Annotated in this window: 20 protein-coding genes and 3 pseudogenes; 8 read left to right on the top strand and 15 right to left on the bottom strand. The window is 72.0% G+C overall.

What is annotated here, in order from left to right:
- From ABT247_RS10565 to ABT247_RS10575, 3 genes are all read right to left on the bottom strand, one after another.
- Nucleotides 1-683 (bottom strand): M23 family metallopeptidase (locus tag ABT247_RS10565; RefSeq protein WP_350741084.1); only part of this gene is annotated, 683 nt, incomplete at its 3' end.
- Nucleotides 684-694: 11 nt separating this feature from the next.
- Entirely contained in the window at nt 695-1,684 is a 990-nt protein-coding gene (locus ABT247_RS10570) for an alpha/beta hydrolase (protein ID WP_350741028.1), read from the bottom strand.
- Between the two features lie 222 nt (nt 1,685-1,906).
- Nucleotides 1,907-2,776: an HD domain-containing protein gene (locus ABT247_RS10575; RefSeq protein ID WP_350741030.1), complete on the bottom strand. Its 870-nt coding sequence runs from the start codon at nt 2,774-2,776 to the stop codon at nt 1,907-1,909.
- A 218-nt stretch (nt 2,777-2,994) separates the two neighbouring features.
- Between ABT247_RS10575 and ABT247_RS10580 the strand changes: the two genes are divergently transcribed.
- A complete protein-coding gene (locus ABT247_RS10580; protein WP_350741032.1) occupies nt 2,995-3,978 on the top strand; it encodes a GlxA family transcriptional regulator in 984 nt (327 codons plus the stop codon).
- Nucleotides 3,979-4,056: 78 nt separating this feature from the next.
- Here the strand turns inward: ABT247_RS10580 and ABT247_RS10585 are convergent, their stop codons facing one another.
- From ABT247_RS10585 to ABT247_RS10600, 4 genes are all read right to left on the bottom strand, one after another.
- Nucleotides 4,057-4,968 carry an NAD(P)H-binding protein gene (locus ABT247_RS10585; RefSeq protein ID WP_350741035.1) on the bottom strand — a complete coding sequence of 304 codons (912 nt, stop codon included), beginning with the start codon at nt 4,966-4,968 and terminating at the stop codon, nt 4,057-4,059.
- A gap of 417 nt (nt 4,969-5,385) precedes the next feature.
- Complete coding sequence (locus tag ABT247_RS10590) at nt 5,386-5,691, bottom strand: GNAT family N-acetyltransferase (protein WP_350741037.1); 306 nt, start codon at nt 5,689-5,691, stop codon at nt 5,386-5,388.
- Nucleotides 5,692-5,939: 248 nt separating this feature from the next.
- Nucleotides 5,940-6,524, bottom strand: a complete 585-nt coding sequence (locus ABT247_RS10595) for a Dps family protein (RefSeq protein ID WP_350741039.1) — start codon at nt 6,522-6,524, stop codon at nt 5,940-5,942.
- A 234-nt stretch (nt 6,525-6,758) separates the two neighbouring features.
- Nucleotides 6,759-7,184 (bottom strand): MarR family winged helix-turn-helix transcriptional regulator, encoded by a 426-nt coding sequence (locus tag ABT247_RS10600; protein WP_350741041.1) that lies wholly within the window; start codon nt 7,182-7,184, stop codon nt 6,759-6,761.
- A gap of 72 nt (nt 7,185-7,256) precedes the next feature.
- Between ABT247_RS10600 and ABT247_RS10605 the strand changes: the two genes are divergently transcribed.
- Nucleotides 7,257-8,036, top strand: coding sequence for an alpha/beta fold hydrolase (locus tag ABT247_RS10605; RefSeq protein ID WP_350741043.1), 780 nt, complete (start codon nt 7,257-7,259; stop codon nt 8,034-8,036).
- Nucleotides 8,037-8,073: 37 nt separating this feature from the next.
- Here ABT247_RS10605 and ABT247_RS10610 read toward each other — a convergent pair.
- From ABT247_RS10610 to rpmG, 3 genes and pseudogenes are all read right to left on the bottom strand, one after another.
- Nucleotides 8,074-9,407: pseudogene (locus ABT247_RS10610) on the bottom strand (GTP-binding protein).
- Entirely contained in the window at nt 9,404-9,667 is a 264-nt protein-coding gene (locus ABT247_RS10615) for a type B 50S ribosomal protein L31 (RefSeq protein ID WP_350741045.1), read from the bottom strand. Before ABT247_RS10615 ends, ABT247_RS10610 begins: the two are co-directional and overlap by 4 nt.
- An 81-nt stretch (nt 9,668-9,748) precedes the next feature.
- The gene (gene rpmG, locus ABT247_RS10620) at nt 9,749-9,913 is read right to left on the bottom strand and encodes a 50S ribosomal protein L33 (protein ID WP_350741047.1); all 165 of its coding nucleotides are present in this window, start codon (nt 9,911-9,913) and stop codon (nt 9,749-9,751) included.
- A gap of 188 nt (nt 9,914-10,101) precedes the next feature.
- Between rpmG and ABT247_RS10625 the strand changes: the two genes are divergently transcribed.
- The 3 genes and pseudogenes from ABT247_RS10625 to ABT247_RS10635 all read left to right on the top strand — a co-directional run bounded on the left by ABT247_RS10625 (nt 10,102) and on the right by ABT247_RS10635 (nt 11,450).
- Nucleotides 10,102-10,281 carry a hypothetical protein gene (locus tag ABT247_RS10625; protein ID WP_350741049.1) on the top strand — a complete coding sequence of 60 codons (180 nt, stop codon included), beginning with the start codon at nt 10,102-10,104 and terminating at the stop codon, nt 10,279-10,281.
- Between the two features lie 203 nt (nt 10,282-10,484).
- Nucleotides 10,485-10,814, top strand: a pseudogene (locus ABT247_RS10630) (recombinase family protein); the annotation flags it as partial.
- A gap of 57 nt (nt 10,815-10,871) precedes the next feature.
- Nucleotides 10,872-11,450 (top strand): recombinase zinc beta ribbon domain-containing protein, encoded by a 579-nt coding sequence (locus ABT247_RS10635; protein WP_350741086.1) that lies wholly within the window; start codon nt 10,872-10,874, stop codon nt 11,448-11,450.
- Between the two features lie 168 nt (nt 11,451-11,618).
- On the opposite strand, the gene ABT247_RS10640 is transcribed toward ABT247_RS10635, so the two are convergent.
- From ABT247_RS10640 to ABT247_RS10650, 3 genes and pseudogenes are all read right to left on the bottom strand, one after another.
- Complete coding sequence (locus ABT247_RS10640) at nt 11,619-12,134, bottom strand: hypothetical protein (protein ID WP_350741051.1); 516 nt, start codon at nt 12,132-12,134, stop codon at nt 11,619-11,621.
- A 101-nt stretch (nt 12,135-12,235) separates the two neighbouring features.
- A pseudogene (locus ABT247_RS10645) lies at nt 12,236-12,515 on the bottom strand (hypothetical protein); the annotation flags it as partial.
- Nucleotides 12,505-13,461, bottom strand: coding sequence for a GlxA family transcriptional regulator (locus ABT247_RS10650; RefSeq protein WP_350741053.1), 957 nt, complete (start codon nt 13,459-13,461; stop codon nt 12,505-12,507). The gene ABT247_RS10650 and the pseudogene ABT247_RS10645, both read right to left, overlap by 11 nt.
- 93 nt (nt 13,462-13,554) lie before the next feature.
- Here ABT247_RS10650 and ABT247_RS10655 point away from each other — a divergent pair, with 93 nt between their 5' ends.
- Nucleotides 13,555-14,148, top strand: coding sequence for an MBL fold metallo-hydrolase (locus tag ABT247_RS10655; RefSeq protein ID WP_350741055.1), 594 nt, complete (start codon nt 13,555-13,557; stop codon nt 14,146-14,148).
- A gap of 137 nt (nt 14,149-14,285) precedes the next feature.
- Here ABT247_RS10655 and ABT247_RS10660 read toward each other — a convergent pair whose 3' ends face one another.
- Nucleotides 14,286-15,515: an IS110 family RNA-guided transposase gene (locus ABT247_RS10660; RefSeq protein ID WP_350741057.1), complete on the bottom strand. Its 1,230-nt coding sequence runs from the start codon at nt 15,513-15,515 to the stop codon at nt 14,286-14,288.
- Between the two features lie 248 nt (nt 15,516-15,763).
- Nucleotides 15,764-16,660: a LysR family transcriptional regulator gene (locus ABT247_RS10665; protein ID WP_350741059.1), complete on the bottom strand. Its 897-nt coding sequence runs from the start codon at nt 16,658-16,660 to the stop codon at nt 15,764-15,766.
- 246 nt (nt 16,661-16,906) lie between these two features.
- On the opposite strand from ABT247_RS10665, the gene ABT247_RS10670 reads away from it, so the two are divergent.
- Both ABT247_RS10670 and ABT247_RS10675 read left to right on the top strand, forming a co-directional pair.
- On the top strand, nt 16,907-17,452 hold the full coding sequence (locus ABT247_RS10670; RefSeq protein ID WP_350741061.1) for an SgcJ/EcaC family oxidoreductase: 546 nt from the start codon (nt 16,907-16,909) through the stop codon (nt 17,450-17,452).
- Nucleotides 17,453-17,474: 22 nt separating this feature from the next.
- Nucleotides 17,475-18,668, top strand: coding sequence for an MFS transporter (locus ABT247_RS10675; RefSeq protein WP_350741063.1), 1,194 nt, complete (start codon nt 17,475-17,477; stop codon nt 18,666-18,668).
- Nucleotides 18,669-18,745: the final 77 nt, after the last annotated feature.

Genomic DNA, 18,745 nt, shown 5'->3' on the forward strand with positions numbered 1-18,745 from the left:
CCGCCGAGGGTCTCCCAGTCGGACCAGGCTCCGCTGACGGCGGTCTGCCAGGCGTGGGAGACGCCGTTGGGCCCGGCCGCGAACACCTCCAGCCGTCCGTCCGCCGAACGCGCCGACACCACCCGGCCCGACTGCGCCGGATACACCAGCGGGGCGGGGCGCGGGCCGGTACCCGGCGTGCACGGCATGGTGATGCCGCGGTCCGCGAGGTAGGGGATCGGGTCGGTCCGCACGGTCGCATTAGGGTCGGCCCAGACCCGCAGGTGCAGGTGCGGGCCCTCGGAGGTGCCCTCGCTGCCGACCAGCGCGATCAGTTGGCCCGCCGTGACGTGGTCACCGGTGGCCACCTCCCGCTCGCGCATGTGCCCGTACTCGGTGATGGTGCCGTCCGGGTGGAGGATGCGGATCCACTGGCCGTAGCCCTGCGCCGGTCCCGAGACCAGCACCTCGCCGTCGCCGACCGCGTAGATCGGTTCGCCGTAGCCGTTGGCGATGTCGATGCCGTTGTGCTCCGGGGTGTAGCCCTGGGAGATGTACCCGGCGGTCGGGCAGGAGGCCGCGAACCCGGTGGTCGCGGCAGGGGCGGCGAGCGCGGCGGGGGCGGTCGGCCCGACGAGCGGCAGCAGCAGGGCCACGGCGGCCAGGCCCAGGCGCGCGGCGCGGCGGGCGAGCGAGCGGGACATCCGGGCGCCCCTCATGCCTTGCGCAGGCGGTCGATGATGCCGTCGATGTCGAGCCGCATCAGGTCCGGCCGGATGACGTGGCCGCCCTCCACCTCGTGCGAGTCGTGCGGGATGCCGGCCCGGTCGAGCAGGGCGCGGAACTCGCGCTGGCCGGCCAGGACCTGGGGCTCGTTCACGCTGCTGAACCAGTCGACCGGGCTCGGGCTGGTGCCGGCCACCAGGAACACCCGCTTGTTGCGGTAGCTCTCGATCCGCTCCACCGGGTTGTCGGCGCTCACCCGCGCCTGGTCCCAGAACGGCGCGCCGTAGACCGTCCCGCCGGCCAGGTCCAGCGCGGCGGAGGAGGCGTTGGCCCAGTGCGCCACCAGGCCGCCGTCCCGGCGGAGGCTGGCCGGCCCGGAGTGGGCGCTGACCGAGGCGAAGTGGCCGTAGTACTTGGCGGCGTACTTCAGCGCGCCGAACCCGCCCATCGAGAACCCGGACACCGCGCGGCCGTCGTACTCCGCGAAGGTACGGAAGTTGGCCTCGACCCACGGCAGCAGCTGGTTGATGTGGAACTCCTCCCAGTTGCGCGGGCCCGTGTTGGAGCTGACCGGGTTGGAGTACCAGCCGGCGTGGCCGCCGTCCGGCATCACCACGATGATCGGCTTCCCGGCGGTCCAGTCGCGCACGCCCATCCGGTCGAAGGTGATGAAGTCCTGGTCGGTGCCGCCGCCGTGGAACAGGTACAGCACCGGGTAGGTCCGGCCGCTCCAGTGGTAGTCGTCCGGCAGCAGCACGTTCACGGCGGGGTCCCAGCCGATCGCGGAGGTCCGGAAGCGGTAGTACCGCATCCGCGGATCGTTCTCGTTGCGGTCCACGATGGTCAGGCCGAAGCCGTCGTCGGCGGCCGCCGCCGGACTCGCCGACGCCAACGAACCGGCGGCGCCCAGCGCCAGCGCGGCGCCGAGCCCGCCGGCGGACCTGAGGACGCTCCTGCGAGTGGGGTGGTGCGCGGTCAACGTGACCTCCTGAAGGCGCGTGGCGGCGGCCCGTCCGGACCGCCCGGTTGTCGAGCGGTTGGGACGGTAGCCACGCGCCGCGCGGCGCAGAACCCGGAACCATACGGACTGACAGCGGCGGGCCGGTCGGCGAGACTCGTTCCCTTCCTCCGCTTCTCTTCCGGCGCGCCGCCGGGCCGCCGGCCCCGGGCGCCCCCGGGCCGCAGCCGCCGGGCGGCCCCGTCAGTCCTCGAACGGGGCGGCGAGCAGCAGGTCCTCCACGGTCGGCACGCGGAAGTCCGGGAGGTGACGGCGCCCGACCTCGGCGAACGGGTGCATGACCTCCGCCATCGGCTTCGTGCGGCACAGCGTGAGGATGTCGCCGAGTGCGGCCTCCTTGAACCCGGCCCGGGGGAAGGCGGAGAGCACCTCCGCGAGGGCGTCCGGCGGGATCCGCTCCAGGCCGTTCCCGGTGAAGTCGAGCCCGGAGCCGACGCAGACCATGGCGATCTCCGGCCTCTTTCGCGTCGCGATGCCCACGCTGGTGTGCAGGGCGATGGCGTCCCAGACCACGGCCACGCGCGGGGCGGCCACGTCCTGCTGCTCCAGGAACCGCTGCGCCGCGTCGGCGCCGTCGACCTCGAAGCGCTCGGTGGGCGTCCGGAACTCCTCGAGCAGGCCGAGGTCATGGAGGAGCGCGGCGACGAACACCAGCTCCCGGTCGTAGCGGACGCCGCGCCGCTCGAACAGCAGGGCGCCGAAGAGGTAGGTCCGCATGAGGTGGTTGAAGAGCGTTTCCGGGCACGCCCGCCGGGCGAAGGCCACGGCAGCGCGCGCCAGTCGGGTGTCGGGCACCCGGATCCCGGCCACGGTCGCGGGCAGGCCGCCGCCGGGGCGGCCCTCGGCGCCGCCGCTCCCTGACGCGGCTCCGGCCTTCGACGCGCCGCCGGTCCCTGACGCGTCGCCGGCTTCCTGCGCGGGGCGGCCCTCGGCGCCGGGCGCGGTGAACGCCGTGACGGAGAGGACGGATGCCAGGCCGGCGGCGATCCCCGCACCGCGCCGCAGCACCGTGCGGCGGGTGGTGGCGGACGTGCCCTCGCTCGTGTCGTTCACGGTGGGTCCTTCCTCGCGTTCGGAGTCGCTGTCGGTGGAGGTGCCGACGTCGATGTCGATGTCGATGTCGATGTCGCGAGGCTATGAACCGTGCCGCCGCACCGAACAGCGGTGAAAGTGCCCGGGATCCGCTGATTCTCGCCAGGAGGCTCGCTCCACCGGTGGTTCTTGGGAGAGTGGGTGCGGCTGAACAACCGGCTGGAACCGAGGAGTCACACGTGCACACCGTCGCGGTCCTGGCACTCGACCGGGTCATCCCGTTCGATCTGGCCACGCCCCTGGAGGTCTTCGGGAGGGTCCGGCTGCCCGACGGGCGCCCCGCCTACCGGGTGAGGGTGTGCGGACCGGTCCCGCACGTCCCGGCCGAGGGCTTCACGATCGCCGCTCCCTGGGGGCTGGACGGCCTGGCGGACGCCGACACGGTGATCGTGCCCGGGCGGGCGGAGGGCGCGCCCGCGCCGGACGAGGAGGTGCTGGCGCTCCTGCGCCGGACGGCGGCCCGGGGCGCCAGGATCGCCTCCCTCTGTGCCGGGGCCTTCGATCTCGCCGCGACGGGGCTGCTCGACGGCCTGCCCGCGACCACCCACTGGGCCGCCGCCGCCGACCTGTCCCGGCGATTCCCCGCGGTCGAGGTGCGTCCCGACGTGCTGTACGTCGACAACGGCCAACTGCTGACGTCGGCCGGCGCCTCGGCCGGGCTCGACCTGTGCCTGCACATGATCCGCCGTGACTTCGGCTCCGCGGTGGCCTCCGACGCGGCCCGCCTGGCCGTCACACCGCTGGAGCGCGAGGGCGGCCAGGCGCAGTTCATCGTTCGCCCCCGGCCGGCCGTCCCCCGGGGCTCGACCCTGGAACCGGTGCTCGCCTGGATGGAGGAGCACCTCGCCGAGCCGCTCACGCTCGGCCTGCTGGCCCGTCGCAGCGGCATGGCCGGGCGCACCTTCAGCCGCCGGTTCCGCGAGCAGACCGGCACCACGCCGCTGCAGTGGCTGCTGCGGGCCCGCGTACGGCAGGCGCAGTTCCTGCTGGAGAACACCGACCACACGATCAGCCGCATCGCGGGCCAGACCGGCTTCGGCTCCCCGACCGCCTTCCGCGAGCGCTTCAAGCGCGTGGTCGGCATCTCCCCGAAGGGGTACCGCGCCACCTTCCGCAGCAGCCGGGGCCCCGCCGGGGCGGGCTCGCTCCGGCGGACGGGCTGACGTGCTGAAGGGCTGGGGGAGCGGCGGGCCGACTCGCTGAGGGGGTGGCGGGGGCGCGCCCTCAGCGCGCGGACCCGCTCAGCCCGCCGAGGGCTGCCGCGCGACCGCCGGCCTGAGGACCTGCTCGCACCACTCGCGGAAGGGCGTCGGGCTCGCGGTCAGCGGGGTGCGCAGAACACCGGCGTCGAGACCGTCGTCCTTGGCACGCATCATGTCCAGGTAGCCCTGCACCACCGCGTCCGTGGTGCCCTGCGCGGCCAGCGCCGTACGGAAAGCGCCGGGCGTCTGCCGCTCGTAGCGGACCGGACGGCCGAGCACCTCGGACATGACGGCCGCCAGGTCGTTCGGCGAGAGATCCTCGGGGCCCAGCACCGGGACCTCGCCCGTCCCCGTCCACGAGCGGTCGAGCAGCAGGCCGGCGGCGGCCGCGGCGATGTCCCGGGTGGCGGCCACCGGCGCCTTGCGGTCGGCGGCGACGAGGTCGGTGAACACGCCGTCGTCGCGGATCGAGGCCGCCTGCCGCAACAGGTTGTCCATGAAGCTCGGGTTGGCGAGCGCCCGGTAGGCCACGCCGGTACGCGCGATGAGGTCGTCCATGGCCAGCGAGGCCGTCACGTGCCCGGCGCGGTCGGCGACGGGGGTGCCCCGGCCGAGCGCCGAGACACCGACGACGTGGCCCACTCCGTGGGCGGTGAAGGCCTTCGCGGCGGCGCGGGTGAACTCGGAGTAGACGGCGGCCAGGCTCGGTGCCCGCCGGTTCGGGGGCACCAGCCAGAAGACGGCGTCCGCGCCTGCGAAGGCCCGGTCGACGACCTGCGCGTCGCCGTGCGATCCGGTGACGACGTCGACACGGGCGCGGACCGCCTCGGGGAGCTTCCCGGGGTCGCGGACGATGACGCGCAGTTCCTCGCGGTGCGGGCCGGTCCTGTCGAGGAGGAGGTCCAGCAGTCGGCTGCCGATCTGGCCGGTGGGAGCGGTGATGACGATCATGTGTCGAGTCTCGGCACGGCGCTCCGACGCGTCCAATACCCTTCCCGAGGATTGATACCTGCCGGGTATGACCGCGCCGGGCGGGTTGTGTGCGGAGGGCCCGCCACCCAGTCCGGACGCCTCGTACGTCTCGTACGTCTCGTACGTCTCGTACGTCTCGTACGTCTCGTACGTCTCGATCGCCTCGGACACGCGCTCGGCGCGACCCTCCTGCTCCGCACGGCCGACCGGATCCGGAGCAGCGGGGGCGGCCCCGGTGTCCGCCAGTGAGCAGCGCGGGCCGCGTGTTCGAGCTGATCGCGGAGGAACTCCCCTGCACGACAGAGGAGTTACTCGGTACGTGTCGACATCGCGCCGCGGTCGGGCAGCGAGGCGGTGCGGCCGCCGTGCCGGTGGTGTCGGCGGCCGCACCGGTGGTCACAGGCCGAAGCGGGTGCGCTGCGCCTCGGGGACCAGGTCGACGTACTCGGGGTGCTTGCCGATCCAGCCGCGGATGAACGGGCAGTAGGGGAGCACCGCGAGGCCCTGCTCCCGGGCGGTGTCCAGGGCGGCCCGGGCCAGGGCGCCCGCGAGGCCGCGCCCGGCGAACGCGGGGTCGGTCTCGGTGTGGATGAAGGCGATCTCGTTCTCGTACCGGTGGTACTCGGCGAAGCCGGCGAGCTCCCCGTCCTCGGTGATCTCGAACCGCGACCGGTCGGGGTTGTCCGCGATGGTGGTCGTCATCGTTCCTCCTGCTGTCGGACTGCGGGCGGGGGCCCGGGGCGGCATTTAATTTATCATTCAACTAGATGGTGATCAAGTATGCCGCGCCCGGGCCGGCGACCGCCCCCGGCCGCCGTCCGGGACCCCGACGGCCCGGGCCGGGCACCCTCGGCCGCCCGGAGCACCGCGGGGTCGCGCCTCACGGCACGGACGACGCCGCGGTGCGGCCGGTCATCGCGGCGGCGCGGGACGCGGGTGGACCGGGCGGATCACAGTCGCACCAGCGGCGTGTCCACCAGGTGCTCGGCGAGGAACCACACCTGCGCCTCGCCGGTGCGGACGACCTGCGACACCAGCAGGTCGTTCGTCCCGTCGTCACCGAGCGCCGCCACCCTTGCCGCGGCGTCCCGGGCGTCCACCAGGACGGCCTCGTGCGCCGACAGCAGCCGCGACAGCATCGCCGGGACCTCCTCGACGCCGTCCGGCGGACGCGGGATCGAGGTGAGCTCCGCGACGTGCCGCGGGTCGCCGACGGCGACCCCGCCCAGCCCCTGGATCCGCTCGGCGAGGGCGTCCACCAGCGCCAGCTGCTCGTCCGCGTGCTTGTCCAGCAGCAGGTGCAGTTGGTAGAAGGTCGCCCCGCGCACCAGCCAGTGGTGCTTCTTGTAGAGGGAGTACAGGATCCGGGTGTCCGCGAGCACCTGGTTGAGCCGCTGGCAGGCGTAGAGGCGGGCGTCGCGGGTCAGGCCGAGCGGCAGTTGGCTCACGGTGCCGAACTCCTGGATCTCCCGGCCCTTCTGGTGCAGCAGCGGCTGGCTGCTGCCGGTGGTGCGGGGGTGGTCGGACCGGCTCATGGAAGCTCCCGGGTGCGTCGTCGGCGGATGGGTGGTCCCACGGTAGGAGCGCGGCCGCGGCGGGCTTGTTCCACCAGTGCACCGGGTGTTGACACTGTGTGCCCCCGCGCCCGGCCGGGCGTGCGCCGCCCGGTGCGGCGCCGGCCCGCCGCTCGAGGGCCGACCCGGCGACGGCGCCAACCCGGCGGCGCACGGGCGGTGCGTGCATCGGACGGGCGAGGCGCGCGCCGACGCTCAGGTGCGGCTCTCCGCCTCGCCGGCGAGGCGCTGGAGCAGGTCGAGCAGGGCCGCGCGGTCCTCGGGCGGCAGGGGTGCGAAGCAGTCGGCGAGCACCTCGTCGGCGATCCGGTGCCCGGCGGCGAGGACCTGCTCGCCGGCCGGGGTGAGGTGGTGCTCGATCCGCCGCCCGTGCCCCGGCCGGCGCTCGATCAGCCCCTGGGTCGAGAGGCGGCCGGCCAGTGTGCCGAAGGCCTGCTCGCTCTGGAAGGTCGCCGCGGCGAGCGTGCGGGCCGACGCGCCGGGCGAGCGGTCGATCGCGCGCAGCGCATCCCACTGGGCCAGCGTCGTGCCGACGGCGGTCAGGGCGGTGTCGAGCGCCCGGTGCTGCCGGTACTGCGCCTGCTTGACCGCTCGTCCGAGGACCTGCAGCTCACCATGCATGCGCCGAGTCTAGGCCGAGTTCGAACGGTAACCAAGCTACCTTAATTAAAGATATTTAGTTACCGTGGAGCCGTGACTCTCCACGACACCACGGCCGTGTACGGCAACCTGCCCCTCACCGTCTCCGAGGCCGGCCGGGGCAGGCCGGTCCTGCTGCTGCACGGCGGCGGGGGCCCGCGCACGGTCGCGGGCCTGGCCGAGCACCTCTCCCGCAGCGCGCACACCATCGCTCCGACCCACCCCGGCTGGAACGGCACTCCCCGCCCCGACTGGCTGACCGGAGTCGACGACCTCGCGCTCTGCTACCTGCGCATGCTGCACCAGCGGGGCCTGGAGGACGTCCTGGTCATCGGCTCCTCGCTGGGCGGCTGGACGGCGGCCGAGATGGCCGTGCTCGACGCGGCCGGGATCGTCACCGGCCTCGTCCTGATCAACGCCGTCGGCGTGCGGATCGAGGGCGAGCCGCTCACCGACTTCTTCACCCTCGACCCCCGCTCCGCGGCCGAACACTCCTGGCACGACCCCGACCGCTTCTACGTCGACCCCGCCGACCTCCCCGCGGACCAGGTCGCCGCCCAGCAGGCCAACCTCGCCACCATGCGCGTCCTCGCGGCCGACCCGTACATGCACGACCCCCGGCTGCTGCAGAGGCTCCCGCGCGTCGAGGTGCCCGCCCTCGTGCTCTGGGGCGAGAGCGACCGCATCGCCACACCGGCCTACGGAGCGGCCTACGCGGCCGCCTTCGGCAACGGACGCTTCGAGCTCGTCGCCGAGGCCGGCCACCTCCCGCAGATCGAACAGCCGGAGGCCACCTTCGCCCTGATCGATGCTCACCTGCATGGCGCGCGCTGACCTCCGTCAGCGCGCGCCCGGTCGGCACCGCCCGCCGTCACACCGGCTGAGCCGTGAGCTCGGCAGTCGGATCGGCGAGCGGCGAGCTCATCGAGGCGTGGTCGCCGGGTGCGTCGTGCCCGTCGTGCGTGCCGTGCCCGTCGTGCGCGCCGTATCCGTCGTGCCCCGGGTGTCCGGCGTCGACCGGGCAGTACGCCTCCCAGGCGGGGAACGGATCGCGGTACGCCGCCCGGGCACCCGCTCCGGCCGCCGACTCGTCCGCCGTCAGCAGGCAGCCGTCGAGTGCGGCGCGCAACGCGTCCGCGCGCAGCCCGGTCCCGATGAAGACCAGCTCCTGTCCGTGCGAGAGGGTGTCCGAGGCGTCCAACGGCTGGGCGGCGGTGTGCACGCCGGAGGGCTCGAAGCGGGCCACCGAGCCGGCCTGCGACCAGAGGCCGGTGACGGACGGGCGCGAGGCGAGCCGGAAGAAGCCCTTGGAGCGCAGCACGGCCCCGAACTCGCCGCTGCCGAGGCGGCTGCTGACGAGGTCCCAGAGCCGCTCCGGGTGGAACGGCCGGTCCGACCGGTAGACCAGGCTGGAGATCCCGTACTCCTCGGTCTCGGGCACGTGGTCGCCGTTGAGCTCCGCGACCCAGCCGGGTGCCTCCTGTGCGCGGGCGACGTCGAAGCGGCCGGTGCCGAGGAGCTCGGCGGCCGGGACGGCACCGAAGGCGGACCGGACGATCCGGGCGGCCGGGTTCAGCCGGCTGAGCGTGGCCGCCAGCCGGTTGGCCTCCTCGGTGGTGACCAGGTCCGTCTTGTTGAGGACGAGCACGTCCGCGAACTCGACCTGGTCCATGAGCAGGTCGCTGATGGTGCGCTCGTCGTCCTCGTACTGGTCCAGGCCGCGCTCGACGAGTTCGTCCCCGGCCCGCAGCTCGGGCAGGAAGTTGACGGCGTCCACCACGGTGACCATGGTGTCCAGCCGGGCGAGGTCGCCCAGCGTGGCGCCGTCGTCGCGGGCGAAGGAGAAGGTGGCCGCGACCGGCATGGGCTCGGAGATGCCGCTCGATCGATGAGCAGGTAGTCGAAGCGGCCGGCGCGGGCCAGCCGGTCGACCTCCTCGAGGAGGTCGTCGCGCAGGGTGCAGCAGATGCAGCCGTTGGTCATCTCGACCAGCCGCTCCTCGGTCCGCGACAGCGCGCCGCCGTCGCGGACCAGGGACGCGTCGATGTTGATCTCGCTCATGTCGTTGACGATGACCGCGACCCGAAGGCCCTCCCGGTTGTTGAGGAGGTGGTTGAGCAGGGTGGTCTTGCCCGCGCCCAGGAAGCCGGACAGGACGGTGACGGGAAGCCGCTCGGGCGCCGAGGGAGCGGAGGGCGCGGTCACGAGCCGGCCTTGCGGCCGGTGATGCCGTAGCGGCGCTCGAAGCGCTCGACCCGGCCGGCGGTGTCCAGGACGCGGGACTTGCCGGTGTAGAAGGGGTGGCTGGCCGAGGAGATCTCGACGTCGATGACGGGGTAGGTGTTGCCGTCCTCCCACTCGACGGTCTTGCTGCTGGTGGCGGTCGACCGGGTGAGGAAGGCGAGGCCGCCGGCGTTGTCGCGGAAGACGACGGGCCGGTACTCGGGGTGGATGCCGGGCTTCATGGAGGGGTGCTCCTGTCAGTCGCGTCGGTGGTGGGTGGTCGGTGGTGGGTGGTGGGTGGTGGGGCCGTGGGGCGGCGGAGGTCAGCGCTCCTCGCGGAAGTCGACGTGCCGCCGCGCGACCGGGTCGTACTTGCGCAGGACCAGGCGGTCCGGGTCGTTGCGGCGGTTCTTGCGGGTCACGTAGGTGTAGCCGGTGCCCGCGGTGGAGCGGAGCTTGATGATCGGGCGCAGTTCGTTGCGTGCCATGAGTCCTCCTTGGATCGACGACCGACTATAGCAACATGAAATCCATTTTCATCTGCGTTAGTGTTCGGGGAGCAGACGGAGCCCAACGCCCGTCCTGTGCGGTCGCCCGGTGCCCGGTGCCCGGTGCCCGGCGCCGGCCCTTGGCCCCGGAGCCCCCGCACGTCCGCCTGCCAGCAGAGGAGGCCCCCGTGCCCGAGAACGCCAGACTCCCGGTCGTCGTGGTCGCCGGCCTCCACGGGGGCCAACGCCGCCGAGCCGTTGACGAGTTGCTGAACGGCCGCGCCGGTGCCGTCGTCCTCCACCACGACCTGGGCGACGCCCCCCGCGGCATCGTGCGCCGCGAACTGCGCGATGCGCGAGGCCGGTAGAGATCGCCGAACTCCTCGGCGACGTCACCCTCGTCACCACCTACCGGCAGCTCACCCGCTGGGCTGAGAAAGGGCTGATCAAGAAGGTCCGCAGGGGCCGCTACACGGCAGCCGCCACACCAGCGGCCCCCACCTTGCACCCCGGCCGAAATCCTTAACTACCCGGCCTTGGGGGAAGGCCCCCGGACCCGGTCACCTCCGAAGCCGTGCGCTACATGGGCAAGCTGCTCCTGGAAGGGCAGAGCCAGTGGATGATCGCTACGGCCCTGGAGGCTGCCGGCTTCGACACGCCGTCGATGCACGCGTACAAGCACCAGGGCGATACCTACTCGAGCAAGCGGAAGGCGCCGCCGTCGAACCACTGGAACCCGACCAGCGTGGGGAAGATCCTGCGCTCGCCGGCGACGATGGGTCTGAAGCTGACCGGCCGCTCCGTGAAGGCGCGCAAGATCGCCCGCGACGCCAAGGGTCTGCCGATCCGGATGGCCAAGCCGCTGTTCACGGAGGAGGAGTGGGCCGCGATCCAGGCGGCGACGGACGAGCGCGGGATCACGAAGGAACGCTCGAACGGCGCCTCGCCCTGGCTCGGCGTGCCGCACTGCGACCGCTGCGGCGACCGTTTCTACCGGCAGGTGAACCTCGCCAAGACCGGAAAGATCTACGAGTACTACCGGTGTGCGAAGACTGCAGGGAAGCCGGCCTGCAAGGGCCAGTCCGTCAAGGGCGAGCGCGTCACCGCGGCGATCACCGCCCTGGTGGAACGCCTGGCCGGGCTGGCGATGACGGTGCGCAGGTTCATCCCCGGCGAGGACCACACCGAGCAGCTCAACCACGTCACGCAGGCCATGAAGGATCTTCGTGAGGAGAAGCGCCGCAACTTGTTCGACTACCCGGGCGGCGACGACGAGTACTCCGAAGCCCTCGAAGTCCTCGTCGACGAACGCCGCCGCCTCGCCGCCCTCCCACAACGCCCCTCCGCCTGGGTCGAGGTCGAGACCGGCCAGACCTTCGCCGACGCCTGGACCCAAGCCGACCAGGAGCACCGCCGCCAGCTCCTCCTCGGCCTCAAGGCCCGCCTCTACATGACACCGGCCACCGAAGGCTGGTACCTACCCGCCGAACTCGAAGCACGAGTACCGAAGCTGGACCGCGCTGGCAGTTTGGCGTAGGTCGGTTGCCCTGGGATCGCTGTTGGACCCGAAACCTCCGTCCAGGCGGAGCTGGCTGACGGCTGGCTTGGTGCTCCTGGACGTGGCTCTCGATCTCGACCCAGACGCCGGCGGTTGGCGTCGGGCCGATGAGCCGATCCGGGTGCCGGAGCCGGCCGGACAGCACTCCTAGGCGCTGGAGCGGCTCGACCACCAGACCGAGCCGAAGAGGAGCGCGCCGGGGAGGATGCCGGAGACGGTGGAGACGGCGGAGGCGGGGGCGCCGAGGCAGGCGAGGGTCATGCCGAGTGCACCGCAGGCCGCCATCGAGCCGCCGAGGACGCGGAGTGGGGGTCGGCTCCATGCGGTCGCGAGGCCGAAGAAGTGGACGCCGACGACGAAGGCGATCCAGCCGGCGGTGGCGGCGGGCGTGTGGAGGGCTTTGTTGATGACGGCGAGGCCGGCGGCTATGCCGACGACTTCGGCTGCGACGACGAACCAGTAGTACCGGCCGAAGCGCGGCGGGGAGGCGGTGGTGCTCTCGGGGACGGGTCGGCGGTTGAAGACCCCGAGGAGCAGGAGCGCGACGACGGCGAGGACCCGGAGGGGGATGCCGACGGCGTTCGGAAGGGCACCGGCATTGGCCTGGACGAAGAAGAGCCCGAAGCTCGACCCGATGAGCCTGGTGGCTCGTACTCTGTTCATGATCGTGAAGATAGCGCGACGGTCATCCTCACCCGAACACACCCTCTACCTGCCCGCTGAAGGCCGGTTGGTCCGCGGGCCGAGAGCTGAGCGCGGGTTGCCCGCACGGTGGTGGAGTCCAGGCTGACCAGCGACAAGTCAACCTCGCCCCGCTTCGCGGTTCCCACGCTCGCACCCTCCGGCAGGGCTTCGAAGACACCTGCGTCCCGCCGCTGCCGGAAGCGGTTGGAGACGGTCGACCAGGTGCCGAACTCCTATGCCCCTCCCGTCGCTGCCGCCCTCGAACCGCTGCCGCGGCCACTCCGGGTACGGGCCGTAGTCGCCGATCGGCAGGTACGACTCAATGAACTCCCTTGGCTCGCCCGGTTCGCTACGGTGTATTGGTGAAGGCCCGGCGGTAGGAGCGGGGTGGAACTCCCCGGCGCCGTACGAACTGTTCGCGCAGCACGGCGGCGCTCGCGTAGCCGACCCGGTGGGCGATCTCCTCGACGGGCAGATCCGTGGTTTCCAGGAGTTCCTCGGCTCTGCTCAGCCGCAGGCTCCGCAGCCAGGCGTGGGGGGTAGTGCCGGTTGCGGCGGTGAAGCGGCGGGCGAAGGAGCGTTTGCTCATCATGGCGCGGCGGGCCAGTTCCGTGACGGGCAGCGGTTCGTGGAGGTGTTCGCGGGCCCAGCTGAGGACATCGGCGAGCCGCTCGTCCTGGCCGTCCTCGGGGGCGGGTGAGGCCAGGTACTGCGCCAGTCCTCCCTCGCGGTGGGAGGGCAGCACCATGTCCCGGGCGACGGCGTTGGCCAGCGCGGCGCCGTGCTCGCGCCGCAGCAGGTGGAGGCACAGGTCGAAGCCCGCAGCGGCTCCGGCGCCGGTGACGATGTTCCCCTCGTCGATGTAGAGCGCGTCGGGTTCGACGGTGACCTCCGGGTGGCGGTCGGCGAGCAGTTCGGCGAACCGCCAGTGCGTGGTGGCGCGCCGGCCGTCGAGCAGTCCGGCGGTGGCGAGCGCGAACGTGCCGACGCAGTGGGCCGCGACCACGGAGCCGCGCTGGTGTGCGGCCCTCAGTGCGTCGAGTACGGCAGGGGAGGGTGGTGCGCGGAATCCGGCCCCGGGCAGGGCGATGAGCAGATCGGCGTCGGCGAGCCGGTCCAGTCCGTGCGCGATGGACAGCGGTACGCCGTAGTCCGTGGGCACCGGTCCGGGCCGGTCGGCGCACAGGGCGAAGTCGAACCCGGGCAGCGCCGCTCCGTGGGGACCGAACACCTCGGCGACGATTCCGACGGCGAGCATGCCGACGCCCGGAGGGGCGTACGCGGCGACGGTCTTGAAGGCTGGCATGGGCGCAGTGTTGCACACGGTTGGCACGAATCCCGCGATAGTGGGCAGCAGTGCCACTCGTCGCTCACGGTCGCACTCGGAAAGATAAAGGCCATGACAGACGCACCGCTCGGCCGCAGCGCCGCATACAAGATCCTGACCACCGGCTACGTGGGCTCCACCGGCCCCGGGGTCGCCGCCACGGTCTCCTACATCTACGACGCGGGACGGCATGTGATCTTCGACCCGGGCATGGTGGCGAGCCACGACCACATCCTCGCCCCGCTCGCAGAACTGGGACTGGGCCCCGACGACATCACCGATGTGGTGCTCAGCCACCACCACCCGGACAACACCATGAACGTCGGCCTCTTCGGTCGTGCCCGGGTGCACGACCACAAGGTGGAGTACCAGCGCGACAGTTGGACGAACCGGGACGCGGAGGGCTACGAACTCACCCCGTCGCTACGGCTGATCCGCACCCCGGGCCACAGCCCCGAGGACATCACGCTGCTGGCAGGCACCGACGCGGGCGTGGTGGCCTTCGCCGGCGACCTGTGGTGGCACGCGAACGGCCCGGCGGACGACCCGGTGGCCCCCGACCGCGAGGTGCTGCGCGCATCCCGGCAGCGGGTACTGGCCACGGCGGACCTGATCGTGCCCGGCCACGGCGGCCCGTTCAAGGGCGACGACACCACTCCGCGCTAGTACTCCAGCCGCGCTTCTCCTCTCCTGCTGGTAGACACCTGCTGGCGCACCAGCTCGACACTTCGGCAGGTCGAAGCCTGGTACGAGTGGCGACCGTTGCCCGCGGGCGGTGTCAGACATCCCATGGCGTTGGGATGTCAAGCGGCTGTGGCGAGGGTTGCGTGGTGTGACCAGGCGGTGGCCTCGTCGTAGAGGGTGCGGGTCTTAAGGCAGCCGTGGAGGATGCCGACGAGGCGGTTGCCGAGCTGGCGCAGGGCGGGGTTGTAGTCGAGGTCCCGGGCTCGCTGTTTGTCGTAGTAGCGGCGGGCCCCGGGTGATCTTTGAAGTGAGCAGAACGCCTGCCGTTGCAGGGCGTCGGCGAGCCGGTTGTTGCGGACGAAGCGGGCCTGGACTGTGTGCGTCCGGCCGGACGCGCGGGTGATCGGACTGGTGCCGGCGTAGTTCTTGCGGGCCTTGGCGGTGGTGTAGCGGGTGGGGTCGTCGCCGAACTCGGCCAGCACCCGGGCGCCGGTGATCTCGCCGATGCCGGGCATCGACAGGTAGATCTCAGCATCCGGGTGCGCGAGAAAACGCGCACTCACCTGCTCTTCCATCGCCTGTATCTGCTCGTTCAGCGCGATCAGCAGCCTCGCGTGCGCCACCACCGCCGCGCCGTAGGCCGCGGCCACCGGCACGGGCAGGCCGAGCTGGGGCTCGCGCAGCGCGGCCTGTATCGCGGCGGCCTTCTGGTCCCGGTTGCGGCGCCGATGACGAGCCAGCACTGCGGTGATCTGCGACTTCGTCAGCTTGGCCGCCTCTTCGGGCGTGGGTGCCTTGATCAGCAGCTCCATCGCGTCGGTGCTGGTCAGCTCCAAGCCGGCATAGGCGGCGAGTGCCCCGGGGAAGTACTCGCGCAGCGTGCTCCGCAGTCTCTGGAAGGTGCGGGTGCGCTCCCAGATCAGCGTCTGGTGGGCGCGGGCGACGATGCGCACCGCCTGGGCCTGATCGCTGTCCCCGGCGATTGGCCGAAGCTGGTCGCGGTCGATGCGGACCATGTCCGCCAGCGCGTGCGCGTCGCCCTTGTCGCTCTTGGCCCCGGAGGTGCCGTACCGCTCCTTGAACCGGGCGGCCTGCTTCGGGTTGACCGCATAGACCCGGTAGCCGGCCCCGATCAGCGCCTGCACCCACGGACCCCGGTCGGTCTCGATCCCCACCACCACCTGCGAGGGCACCAGCTCCTCGCCGCCGTGCCGGGCGACCAGGGCATGAAGTTTCGCGATCCCCTCCACGCCCTCCGGCAGTCGGGCGGTGGCCAGCCGGCGGCCCGTCCCGTCCTGCACCTCGACATCGTGGTGATCTTCGGCCCAGTCGTCGCCGATGAACAGCACCGCTCTCCCCCAGCTTCTCTCGCCTGTCACGTCGATGCAGCCCGCGGAAGGCACGGCTCGCGCCCTAATGGATCCAGTGCTCACGCCCAATTCGCCCGGCGGGCAAGCCATCCCATTAGCAGTCAGGCCTCCCGGCCGACCAGCGGGGGCACGGTCTGACACCAGAGCTCACAGTGGCTCCGGAGTGGGGAGTGCTCACCCGCTGGCGGCTACGGACCGTAGTCTTCCTCACGGCCCGACGAGTCCCATTAGAAGTGCAGGACGCCGATGTCGCGGACGGTCTGGGCGAGGGCCCGGACGAGGTCGTTCTCTCCGTCCTTGCGCCACACCAGGGCGTAGGGAATCGTTCCCATCTCGGGGACGGGGATGAAGCGGACGTGGGACATGGACCAGTAGCGGGTGACGTGGGAGGGGAAGGGGTGGACGATCTCGCCGGTGCTGACGAGGTGGATCAGTTCGTCGGCGTTGGTGACCTGTTCGACGCGTTCGATCGGCTTTCCCCGGGCCGTGTGGAAGGACAGGTAGGCGTCTTCCCAGTAGTCGGGCATGTCGGGTGGCATGGCGTGGGCGAAGTCGGCCAGGGCCTCGAACGGGACGGAGTGCCGTTCGGCGAGTTCGTGGCCTGCGGCGACGGCCAGGACGCGGGGGTCGCGGAAGAGGATGGGGCCGACGGTGAGATCGGGCTCGTCCACCGGCAGCCAGGTGAGGAAGACGTCCATGTCGCCCTCACGCAGCCTGGCGAACGGGTCGAGGTAAGGCGCCCGGCGCAGCTGCAGTTCCCACTGGGGATGACGGGAGCGGAAGGTCTCCCAGTAGGGGTACATGTCGGGCACGTTGAACGGCAGCATGCCGACGCGCAGGCGTGCGGTCTTGCCGCGGCTGGCCATCCGGGCGCGTTCGAGGCTGTCGCGCAGGTTCGCGTAGACCGGCCGCAGGTCGTTGCGGAGCTGCTGGCCGAGCGGGGTCAGGCGGATCTGGCGGCGGTTGGAACGGTCGAACAACAAGCCGCCTAGTCGCCGCTCCTGGCGTCCGATCACCTGGCTGACGCGAGCCTGCGTGAGGTGCAACCGGGCGGCCGCCCTGCCGAAGTGCAGTTCCTCGGCCAACGTCAGAAAGATCTCGATGTCGCGTACTTCCACCTGCACAGACCCCCGTCATAAGTCTCAGTTATCGGATCTTACTGATCTTCGACGTTGATGGGCGCGGTGGGCAGTTGGAAGATCGACAGCGGCCGGAACCGCCGCGCGGTGGTCCGTGGGCGGTGCGGCGCCCGTACCGGTGACACCGCACCGCCCGGCGGGCCGCCTGCGGCCGCGGGCAGCGTGCCTGACGGGAGACCAGCTGTTGTCCCAGGGCGCCAGCACAGCCGCACCCCCAGGAAGGACACCCTCATGAAGCCCCTCGTCGCCGGCATCACCGGTTCGCAGGAGGAGGTGCGCGCCGTCGTCACCCTCGTTGCCCAGGTCGAGCACGCCCAGCGAAACGGCCTGCCGGACGCGTTCACGGAGCTGTTCCGCCAGGACGCCTTCTGGACGATGCCCTACGGTGACCCGCTGACCGGCCTGGAGGAGATCAGCGCCTTTGCCCACCGTGCTCTGCCCTGCGCGGCCCGTCAGCCGCTGACCGTCACCTACGAAGCCGAGTCCATCGTGTTCATCCAGCCCGACCTCGCCGTGGTCAAGATCCGTCAGCGGCCGATCACCCGGGACGGACGACGCCTGCACGAGGTGCTCCGCGCTCACGGCGATCCGGCCCGGCGGAGCAGCTGCGGCAGACCTGGCGCGGCCGAGCGCCGATGGGCGTCCGCGGTGGCCGCCAACCCCGAAGCCGCCCCCGGCACGCTGCTGTACGTCCTCGCCAAGGACGACGGCCGATGGCGCATCGCCGTCGCCCAGAACACCACGGTCATCGACCACGGCGCCCTCGCCGCAAGCTGAGCCCTACAGACCGGATACCACCATGACCATCGTCGATTCCGCGACCGATTCCACCCCCTCCGCTGGTGAGCGAACACCCCTCACCAGGTGGCTCGCCGTCGTCGCGATGGCGGTCGGAACGTTCGCGCTGGTGACCGTCGAGTCGCTGCCCGTCGGGCTGCTCCCCTTCATCGGCGGCGCGATGGACGTCTCCGAGGGGACCGCTGGACTGATGGTGACCGTGCCCGGCCTGGTCGCCTCCGCCACGGCGCCGCTGCTCCCGGTGGCGATCCGGCACCTCGACCGGCGGGTCGCCCTGATCGGCCTGATCACCCTCATGGTGCTGGCCAACGGCCTGACAGCACTGGCACCCAACTTCGCCGTCCTGCTGGGTTCGCGTTTCCTCGTCGGCATCAGCATCGGCGGTTTCTGGGCACTCGCCGCAGGCCTCGCCGTGCGGTTGGTGCCGGAGCGGTCCATCCCCCGGGCCATTTCGATCGTCTTCGGCGGCGCGACGGCCGCCAACGTCCTGGGCGTACCGGCCGGGACGCTGATCGGCGGGCTCGCGGACTGGCGGGCGGCGTTCGTGGCCGCGGGCGCACTGGGTCTCCTCGTGCTGGTGGCCCTGCTCCTCCTGCTGCCTCCCATGCCCGCCCAGCAGGTCGTCCAGCTGCGTACGCTGCCGCAGCAGTTCCGCCACCCCGTGGTACGGGCCGGCGTCCTCGCCACCTTTCTCCTGGTCGGCGGTCACTTCGCCGCCTTCACCTTCGTCAGCCCGATCCTCCAGACCACCTCCGGGGTCGACGAGGCCATGATCGGCCCGCTGCTGCTCGGCTTCGGCGTCGCCGGTATCCTCGGCAACTTCCTCGCCGGCGCGGCCGCGGAGCGGAACATCCGCGCGACCATCATCACCATCGGCGCCGTGCTGACCGTCGTCCTCGGGCTCTTCCCCCTCGCCGGTCGCACCCCGGTCAGCGGCGCGCTCCTGCTGCTGGCATGGGGGCTGGCCTTCGGCGGCGTACCGGTCGCCGTCCAGACCTGGATCCTCAAGGCCGCACCCGAATCGACCGAGGCGGCCACCGCCCTGAACACCTCCGTCTACAACCTCGCCATCGCACTCGGCGCCCTCCTCGGTGGAATCGTCGCCGCCCACATCTCCGTCAACGCCGCCCTGACGACCGGGGCCCTCTTCACCCTCCTCACCTCCCTCGCCGTATGGAGCGCGCGCAGGAGCTGACCGGACGCCCGGACACGCCCGCGCACCACGCACGCACCGACACACGCACCCGAGCCTCCCACACCCGAGACCCCGGC

Origin of the sequence: Kitasatospora sp. NPDC001539 (assembly GCF_040298565.1) — a bacterium.
In the GTDB taxonomy this organism is placed as follows: Bacteria; Actinomycetota; Actinomycetes; order Streptomycetales; family Streptomycetaceae; genus Kitasatospora.

What these genes read in the sequence shown, in the direction of transcription:
- ABT247_RS10585 (WP_350741035.1), bottom strand. Translation starts at nt 4,968, where the DNA reads ATGATCGTCATCACCGCTCCCACCGGCCAGATCGGCAGCCGACTGCTG.
- ABT247_RS10590 (WP_350741037.1), bottom strand. Translation starts at nt 5,691, where the DNA reads ATGACGACCACCATCGCGGACAACCCCGACCGGTCGCGGTTCGAGATC.
- ABT247_RS10595 (WP_350741039.1), bottom strand. Translation starts at nt 6,524, where the DNA reads ATGAGCCGGTCCGACCACCCCCGCACCACCGGCAGCAGCCAGCCGCTG.
- ABT247_RS10600 (WP_350741041.1), bottom strand. Translation starts at nt 7,184, where the DNA reads ATGCATGGTGAGCTGCAGGTCCTCGGACGAGCGGTCAAGCAGGCGCAG.
- ABT247_RS10615 (WP_350741045.1), bottom strand. Translation starts at nt 9,667, where the DNA reads ATGAAGCCCGGCATCCACCCCGAGTACCGGCCCGTCGTCTTCCGCGAC.
- rpmG (WP_350741047.1), bottom strand. Translation starts at nt 9,913, where the DNA reads ATGGCACGCAACGAACTGCGCCCGATCATCAAGCTCCGCTCCACCGCG.
- ABT247_RS10640 (WP_350741051.1), bottom strand. Translation starts at nt 12,134, where the DNA reads ATGAACAGAGTACGAGCCACCAGGCTCATCGGGTCGAGCTTCGGGCTC.
- ABT247_RS10650 (WP_350741053.1), bottom strand. Translation starts at nt 13,461, where the DNA reads ATGCCAGCCTTCAAGACCGTCGCCGCGTACGCCCCTCCGGGCGTCGGC.
- ABT247_RS10655 (WP_350741055.1), top strand. Translation starts at nt 13,555, where the DNA reads ATGACAGACGCACCGCTCGGCCGCAGCGCCGCATACAAGATCCTGACC.
- ABT247_RS10670 (WP_350741061.1), top strand. Translation starts at nt 16,907, where the DNA reads ATGAAGCCCCTCGTCGCCGGCATCACCGGTTCGCAGGAGGAGGTGCGC.
- ABT247_RS10675 (WP_350741063.1), top strand. Translation starts at nt 17,475, where the DNA reads ATGACCATCGTCGATTCCGCGACCGATTCCACCCCCTCCGCTGGTGAG.